6 protein-coding genes, 2 tRNA genes, 2 rRNA genes and 1 pseudogene are annotated in these 8,109 nt (G+C 54.0%); 4 read left to right on the top strand and 7 right to left on the bottom strand.

The genetic code is table 11. The annotated features are described in order from the left end of the window. The 4 genes from C4N22_RS03510 to C4N22_RS03495 all read left to right on the top strand — a co-directional run. Nucleotides 1-123, top strand: a 23S ribosomal RNA gene (locus C4N22_RS03510); the annotation flags it as partial. A 126-nt stretch (nucleotides 124-249) separates the two neighbouring features. Continuing rightward, nucleotides 250-366, top strand: a 5S ribosomal RNA gene (gene rrf / locus C4N22_RS03505). A gap of 7 nt (nucleotides 367-373) precedes the next feature. After that, nucleotides 374-448, top strand: a tRNA-Glu gene (locus C4N22_RS03500). Nucleotides 449-451: 3 nt separating this feature from the next. Then, a tRNA-Lys gene (locus C4N22_RS03495) sits at nucleotides 452-527 on the top strand. A gap of 162 nt (nucleotides 528-689) precedes the next feature. Here C4N22_RS03495 and C4N22_RS03490 read toward each other — a convergent pair. The 7 genes and pseudogenes from C4N22_RS03490 to ttdA form a co-directional block, all read right to left on the bottom strand. Then, on the bottom strand, nucleotides 690-2,078 hold the full coding sequence (locus tag C4N22_RS03490; protein WP_112147998.1) for a site-specific integrase: 1,389 nt from the start codon (nucleotides 2,076-2,078) through the stop codon (nucleotides 690-692). A 15-nt stretch (nucleotides 2,079-2,093) separates the two neighbouring features. Next, the gene (locus C4N22_RS03485; protein WP_112147997.1) at nucleotides 2,094-2,408 is read right to left on the bottom strand and encodes a helix-turn-helix domain-containing protein; all 315 of its coding nucleotides are present in this window, start codon (nucleotides 2,406-2,408) and stop codon (nucleotides 2,094-2,096) included. Nucleotides 2,409-2,620: 212 nt separating this feature from the next. Further along, nucleotides 2,621-3,914: pseudogene (locus tag C4N22_RS03480) on the bottom strand (VapE domain-containing protein). Nucleotides 3,915-3,993: 79 nt separating this feature from the next. After that, nucleotides 3,994-4,236: a hypothetical protein gene (locus C4N22_RS03475; RefSeq protein ID WP_242980932.1), complete on the bottom strand. Its 243-nt coding sequence runs from the start codon at nucleotides 4,234-4,236 to the stop codon at nucleotides 3,994-3,996. An 833-nt stretch (nucleotides 4,237-5,069) separates the two neighbouring features. Further along, nucleotides 5,070-6,344 carry an SLC13 family permease gene (locus C4N22_RS03465; RefSeq protein WP_112147995.1) on the bottom strand — a complete coding sequence of 425 codons (1,275 nt, stop codon included), beginning with the start codon at nucleotides 6,342-6,344 and terminating at the stop codon, nucleotides 5,070-5,072. A gap of 211 nt (nucleotides 6,345-6,555) precedes the next feature. Next, a complete protein-coding gene (gene ttdB, locus C4N22_RS03460; protein WP_112147994.1) occupies nucleotides 6,556-7,182 on the bottom strand; it encodes a L(+)-tartrate dehydratase subunit beta in 627 nt (208 codons plus the stop codon). Continuing rightward, nucleotides 7,182-8,081, bottom strand: a complete 900-nt coding sequence (ttdA, locus tag C4N22_RS03455; RefSeq protein WP_112114511.1) for a L(+)-tartrate dehydratase subunit alpha — start codon at nucleotides 8,079-8,081, stop codon at nucleotides 7,182-7,184. The genes ttdB and ttdA overlap by 1 nt, the downstream gene beginning before the upstream one ends. Nucleotides 8,082-8,109: the final 28 nt, after the last annotated feature.

Genomic DNA, 8,109 nt, shown 5'->3' with positions numbered 1-8,109 from the left:
ATAAGATATCCCACTGATTCAATCAGGTAAGATCCCTTGAAGACTACAAGGTTGATAGGCACGATGTGTAAGTGGAGTGATCCATTCAGCAAGAGTGTACTAATAGATCGAGGGCTTGACCACAATTCGCTTGAGACTCTCAGAGTCAACGAAAAAATGTGAGCAGTGATTATTCAGTTTTGAAGGCACGTCCTTCTAAGAAACACTGGACAAACAGTAGACCGTATGGGATACTGAGCCAGTCATATGGTCGGTGACGATGACGGTGAGGTTCCACCTGTTCCCATTCCGAACACAGAAGTTAAGCTCACTCGTGCCCAAGATAGTTCGCTGGAAACGGCGCGTGAAAATAGGTAGTCGCCGACTTTTATATGGCCCGTTGGTCAAGCGGTTAAGACAGAGGCCTCTCACGCCTTTAACATCGGTTCGATTCCGGTACGGGTCACCATATGCACCTCTAGCTCAGTTGGTAGAGCAACTGACTCTTAATCAGTGGGCCCAGGGTTCGAGTCCCTGGAGGTGCACCAGATATTGAACGTCAAATCGTAAGATTTGGCGTTCTTTTTTGTTATGTAACCCCGAAAAATCGGGGCCTGCACGGTCAATGCACGGTTTTTGCACGGTTGGTGTTTTCGTTGGAATCCTCTGCATGGGCTGGAATTGCTTTGAAATGCGTGGTAAATTTTGCATCAGGTCAGCAGAGCCAGACGGAGCTGTGCCTTTACTTCGGGGTCTGCATTCTTCAGAAGTTCCAGCAGAGCAGTCATAGAGATGGTCGGTTCGCCTTCGGTGGGTACAACCTGCGGGCTGGGGCTTTCCTGTTTGGCATAGAACTCTTCCTCAAACTTCCTACCCAACTCCACACGGGAGGACTGCTGGATATGGGCGTAGGTGTTTACCAGCATATCCGCCGTAGCGTGACCCGTTGTGCCCTGAACGGCCTTCACATCGCCGCCGGAGATCATCAACTGATAGGTTGCGCTGGAATGCCGCAGACCATGGAAAACAATACGGGGGAACTCCGGGTGTGCGTCCTGCCATTTCAGGAACTTCTTGCGGATGAGCACAGGCTCGATCGCCAGACCGTTGGGCAGACGGAACAGCATACCGCTGTCATGGTAGCGTGTCGGATCTTTCATCTCGTCTGCCGCTAACTGATTCAGCCACTTCTTTAGCTCTTCTTTTAGAGCAGAGGTCATGAAGATGGTGCGGCAGGAAGACGCCGTTTTGGTACTTTTCAGGATGAGGGAAGTGGTGCTGCGCTCCAGCTTGTCCGGGAATACCTTGATGATGCAGCCATCGTCCACTTGGTTCAGGGCTTCTTTTCGCACCCGCTGCATGGATTTGTTGATACGGAAGGTTCCGATGCCATCTGCTGCGTCAAAATCAAGATCTTCCGGGGTCAGACCTACGATCTCACCCTCTCGCAGTGCGCCCACCAGAGTGAGATGCACCGCCAGATGCAGGATAGGGTCCTCCATGCTGTCCAGAGCCGCTCGCATTTCCTCCACCGTCCAGATGGTGCGCTCTTGTGTGGACTTCTTAGGGCTGTCCACAGGGACCGGGCTTTTGACGAGGATGCCCCACTCTACGGCGTACTGAAACGCTGTACCCAGCAGCCGATGCACTTCGTGGATCGTCGTGCCAGAAAGGAACCGCTGCTTCTGCTTTTCGGTCAGTTCCTGCTTCTTTCCCTCGATATACGAGCCACAGGGCGTTTTGCTCAGGGTCGTATAAAGATTCTCCATGTGATAGGGTCTGAGTTTCTGCATCTCCATATCACCGATATAGGGGATAATCAGATTCTGGATGGTGGAAAGGTTGGATTCGTAGGTCTTGGGAGCCCACTTGTGTTTGCTGCACTGCTTGGGCAGCCAGTCCATCAGGAACTCTGCCACCGTCACCGAGGACGGGATCAGGAAGGTTCCCGTTGCCAGCTCGTGTTCGATTTGTTTCTTTCGGTTCGTTGCCTCCTCTTTGGTGGGAAAGCTCTCCCATTTGTCGCAGCTCTTGCCGTGTTCATCTTCGTAGGTGTAGCGGACGCTGTAAGAGTTGCCACGCTTCGTAATATATGCCATACTGTTGCCTCCTTATCAAGCTGCCCGGTTGAGCCACGCATCGAAGCTGTCTTTCGGGACACGGATGCTTCCGCCTACCCGCAGGACGCGGAATTCGGTGGTGCGGTTGCACAGGTTGTAAGCAGAGCGCAGGCTGATGGCCAGCATTCGTGCGATTTCTTCCACCGTGTACACCAGCTTCGTGGTTGCCGGGCTGTCAGTCGGAGACTTGACGGCATTGGTTTGAGTGACCACTACCATTGTAGTGGGATTCAAGTCCTTTTGCAAGAACTTATTCGTATAATTTTCGGATTTCACAGTTTCGGTCATGTCAGGCCGATTCATATTCATAGGCAGACCTCCAATTCCTTGTAACCGAACGCCTGTAACCGGGCAGGAAAACTCTCTTTTTCTGCACACAGGCTGTCCGATGCACTTTATACTTTTTCTTATCTTTTTAAGGTTACATGGTTACAGAAAGCGGAAAACGCAGCAATCATGCGGTTTTTGCGCTGTAACTGCAGCGTAACCAAACCTGTAACTGACCGTGTAACCGCTGTCCATCAGAAGGGAAATCCCAGTTGCTGGGCTTCCGCATCCGACATTTCGGAGAAATTTTCAGCCCCGGTTTCGGGGCTGGTTACGCGCTCCCAGCCTTTCTGAACGCCGTACTTCGGGTAACGCTTGGCGGTCTTGTGAGCCTGCCAGCCTTGGATATCGCCGCGCGAAATTCCTGTGTTCATGATCTCGCAGATAGCGCGGGTCTCCCACTCTGCCGGGATGTTGGTGTTGCCCAGTGCCTCCGCATAGAGCTGCTTGGAACACACCCGGTCACCCGTGTAGTCCTCCAGAAAGGCATAGATCATATCCGCCTGCGCGTCCTCCTGCATGAAGTCCTGTTGATGGGCTTGCAACGTTTCCTGCATGGCGGGGCTGAACGCCAACCTGTAGTCGCCGCTGTTGTAGATGGTCATGGCTTCTGCCCAGAGCTGGTCGATATAGGCGCGAGATTCCTCCTCATTGTCCAGAATGTGGACTTCGGCCAGTTCCGCATCCACCGGAACAGGGATGAAGCGGCGGTTGCCTGTGCGGTCACGGGGCAAAAAATCCTGCCGGTTGGTCGTGCCAGCAAAGACGCACTGGCGCAGACGGTCGGCAGGATGGGTCTCGTAGGGGACTTTAAAGGTCTCCTTCTGCTTGCTGAGAAAGCTCTTGATCTCCTCGATGCTCTTGGCATTGGCGGTGGCAATCATCTCCGACATTTCGATGATCCAGTGACCTTGCAGCTTGCGGTACACGTTGTCGTCGTCCAGCCGACGCAGGTCATCTGAGAACCACTCGTCCTTGACCGCCAGCAGACGGAAGAAGGTGGACTTCCCCGCACCCTTGCCCGCCCACCAGACAGAGCATGGTCTCAAATTTGCATCCCGGCTGGAATACCCGCTTGATGGCTCCCAGCAGGAATATCTTCATAGCTTCGCAAGTGTACTCGTCCTCCGCAGCACCGAGGAAGTGGTGCAGGACATGGGCTATCCGCCCCGTCCCATCCCATTTCAGGCCGTTCAGGTAGTTCCGGATGGGATGGTAGCGGTTTTCGTTGGCAACGATGCGGATGGTGGATTCGATCTTCTTTTCGCTGGAAATACCGTATTTCTCCATCCGGCGCAGAATATACTTCATGTCGGTATCGTTCAGGGTCTTGCCGGAGCAAGGCCACTCCACAGGCTTTACGATGTCGATACGCTCGCTCAACAAGTTCATCCAGATGGCATCGGCCAGCACGTGGTCATTCTGCAAAATCGTGATGCAGTTTTGAATCGTTCGCTGGATTTCACCGTTGGAGTGCTTGGTCAGCATCTCCTTCACATCCTCAACGGTTCGAGGAGGGCGTTCTTCTTCATTGACTTCTTTACTCAATAAACATCACCTCGTACTATTATTGAAAACGACTTTTCGAGTTTTCCGCAAGATGCGGTTCTCCGGGCTTCCGCTGTGTCTGCTCTGCCTGCAAGCGGTTCAGCAGTTGCAGAACGGAATCCCGCGCTTTCTCCTTGACCTGCTCCTTGCCTTTCTGCCGGACTTCCGGCTTCAGCAGCTTCTCCTGCAGGTGGGCGGCGGTGGTCTGCATAGTCTTGAGGAACTTGTCCAGCACGGTGTCCAACCGATGGGCGGCATACATGGAGATACCCCTCCTTTCACTGGCGTTACGGAAAAACAATGTGGTCAATTTGACCACATTGTTTTCTGGTAACTGAGGAATCAACGTTTAGCCGTTCTCCCTGCATGGCTTTCCTGCCCCCTTCCGGCGGCGTTTTCCGGCTCTCCCTTGCGGGGTCATCGCCGTGTATCCCATGCAGACGGTCATGCGGTTTTCAAGGTGCGGTGCTGGATTTGGCAACAAAAAATCGCCACACAACAACCTGAACCTGACCATCCCTTCCGGGATGGCCTTGGTTCGGGTTCGTTATGTAGCGATAGAAAGTTAAAAATTTGCTCCGGCTCCTTCGGGAGCCGAGCTGGAACTCTAAGTAAATATGTTATATTAAATTGTTGGAATAGGTTACCACAAAAATCGAGCCGTGTCAGCGCGAACTTGTCGGGGCGAGGCCCCTCCATCTTGCTGCGCAAGACCGTTCTGTCGCTTAAAAGCCCCACTGGGGCTTTCATTGCTGCGCTACGCTTCGCAAACGTGAACTTGTCGGGGCGAGGCCCCTCCATCTTGCTGCGCAAGACCGTTCTGTCGCTTAAAAGCCCCACTGGGGCTTTTATTGCTGCGCTCCACTGCGCAAACGCGAACTTTTGAGAACACGCTGATTTCGGCAGCTTGCAAGAAAACACAAGGGAAACTTTGGCAAAAAGAGAGAGGGCCGGACGGTGCCGGCCCTCTTGACAGAATGATGAGATGCTCAAAAACTTCTGCTGCTTTTATTGCGGTTTTCAAAAATAGCGCCGAACAGAACGGCATATTTACGATATGCAGTTTGCGCATACTACTGCGGTGGGAAAATAGAATCAGGCAAAAGGATAAAGTGTCGGCAGGAAAAATACGGACACGACAATGAGGATGAGCGCCAGCGGGGTACCACATTTGAGATAATCCTTCAAGGTGTATCCGCCCGGCTCGATGATCATGATCTGGCAGGGAGCTGCCATGGGGGTCATGATGGACACACAGCTGGCTGTGATCACGCCGACCACGGCAGCACGGGGGTCTACGCCCATGCGGATACAGGCGGAAGTGACCAGTGGGATGAAGATGGTCAGGGTAGCCAGATTGGACATGACCTGTGTCAGAATGAAGGGAACAAGGAAGAACACCAGCATAATGATGTACGGATTGGTGGTATTGCCCAGCAGGCGGATCATCCAGTCTGCCACCACATCGCCTGCACCGGTGGTCTGGATGGCGTCCGACAGAGCCAGCACACCGGCAAACAGGAAAATGGTCGGCTGGTGGATGGAGTTGAGAGCTTCCTTTTCGGTCAGCACACCCGTCAGCACCAGAGCGGCAGCGCCGATGCAGGAAGTGAGATACATCTTGACACCAATGACATTTTCCAGCAGCATCATTGCAATGGAGACCAGAACGATCAGGACAGCCAGTTTGCGCTTGAAGGGGCTGAGTCTTTCGCTCTCAGAAGCCGTATGTGTTGCATCTGAAAACTGCTCGTTGGGAATATCCGGCATCAGCTTATAGCCAACAAAGGTCATGTACAGGATGGCGATGGTCAGCATCGGGATGCGCGCAATGGTGAAATCCCAGATGTGCAGCGGTGTCGGTGCGCCGGCCTGCATCATGACATCGTTCCATGCCATGTTGGAAGCACCCTGACCGAGAAAGGTCATCTGGGTGGCAATGTTGGCACAGGCCATAGAAGGATACAGCAGCTTGCTGCGGCTCACGCCGATGTCGTTCGCAATGCCTACCAGCAGCGGGATCATGATAGCGGCAGTTGCGGTGGCACTGGTGATGGCGCCCAGAAACGCACCTGCCACGCAGGAAAGAAAGATCAGCATCCGCATATTGTCCTTGTAGCGGATGACCAGACTCTGAGCTTTGTCAATCAGGGGCGTTTTGGTCAGCCCTGCACCGATGACGAACATGGCTACGAACATGACTACGTTCGTGTTGATGAAGCCGCCAAAGGCCTCGGCAGGGGTCTTGATGCCGGTGAGGATCAGCGCCAGAATGATGCCGGTAGAAATGACCGAGAACGGGACTTTACCGGATACAAAGGCGATGATCGTTACAAGCAGGATGACCAGTGTGATTTCCAATGGGTTCATGGAAGTTTCCTCCTGTGGATGGTTTCGTTTGGATGAACCAATAATGCCCCGGACACCTTTGCGCGGGAAAGGCATCCGGGGTAAACTGCGGAGAACAAATACGTGGCAAATTAAGCTGAGCAAGAAACTTAGGGTAAGAAAAACGATTTAGGAGAATCGTATGAAAGGAAATAATGAGTGAAGTCTGTCCCCCGCTGAGAGGATATCCGGATTACTTAATAAAGCCGACGTGCTTGCAGATCTCTTCGATGGCCTTTTCCTTGCGCTCATTGAAGATGACCTTGTTCTCTTCGAACAGGTTGCGGCCCTCAGCGTCGATGGAAACGATCAGGGGGCCAAACTCGTTAACGTGGCAGTGCCACAGAGTTTCCGGCATACCGAGGTCACGCCACTGGGCCTCGACGATCTCCTCCACCTCGGTGGCAGCCACAACGGCGTTACCGGCAGGGAAAACACAGTGGATGGCACCGAACTCCTTGCAGGCGCGCTCGGTGTTGGGGCCCATGCCGCCCTTGCCCACGATGACGCGGACACCGGACTTCTGCACGAACTCATACTCGAACTTCTCCATACGCATGGAGGTGGTGGGGCCCACAGACACCATCTCGAACTTGTCGTCCTCCAGAGGGCGAATGATGGGGCCGGCGTGGAAGATGGCAGCGTCCTTGACGTCCACAGGCAGCGGGCGGCCCTCTTCCACGAGGCGGCGGTGCGCCACGTCACGGCAGGTGGTCAGGTCGCCGTTCAGGTAAACGACATCACCGATATGGATGTCCTTCAGGTCCTCTGCGGAGACCGGAGTAGTAAGGATCTTTTTTCCGTCTTTAATGGTCAGCATTACAAAGTCACCCCCGAATGAGTATCAATGGTGTAGTTCAGATCTTTATCAAAAATGATGTGGCCGCGGCGATGGCTCCAGCAGCCCACGTTGACGGCAACGCCGATGGCAGAAGGATGGCGGGCAGTGTTCTCGATGTGCACGCCCATGACGGAGTACTTGCCGCCCATGCCCTGAGGACCAAGGCCGATGGAGTTGATGCCGTCCTCCAGCAGCTTCTCCATATAGGCTGCACGCTCGTTCTCGTTGTGGCTGCCCAGAGGACGCATCAGAGCCTTCTTGGACAGCAGAGCGGCGGTCTCAACAGAGGTGGCAACGCCCACGCCCACCAGCAGCGGAGGGCAGGCATTGATGCCGTAGCTGGTCATGACATCCATGACGAACTTGGTCACACCTTCGTAACCTGCACCGGGCATCAGAACCATGGCCTTGCCCGGCAGGGTGCAGCCGCCGCCTGCCATATAAGCGTAGATCTCACACTTGTCGCTGTTCGGGATGATATCCCACCAGACGGTAGGAGTGCCTTTGCCGACGTTGCGGCCGGTGTTGAACTCATCGAAGGTTTCAACGCTGTTGTGGCGCAGGGGTGCTTCGAAGGTAGCCTTGACCACAGCCTCCTTCAGCAGACCCTCCACCTCGCCGATGAGGGGAAAGTCCACGCCGCACTTTACCCAGAACTGGAGCACACCAGTATCCTGGCAGCTGGGGCGGTTCAGCTCCTTGGCCAGCTTCTGGTTCCGCTTCATGGTCTCATAAATGACCTTGGACAGAGGAGCATCCTCCTGTGCGCCCAGCTCATCGAGCTTGGCAATGATGTCGTCCGGCAGCACCTTGGCGATATGGCTCACAAAGTTTGCCATATAGGTCGTCATCTGCTGCACCTGTTCTTGTTTGTTCATTCCAATGCCTCCTTAGCTTTGGTACATT

The organism is Faecalibacterium prausnitzii (genome assembly GCF_003287495.1).
Classification (GTDB): Bacteria; Bacillota; Clostridia; order Oscillospirales; family Ruminococcaceae; genus Faecalibacterium; species Faecalibacterium prausnitzii_I.
This window is presented reverse-complemented; position numbering and strand designations above follow the sequence as displayed.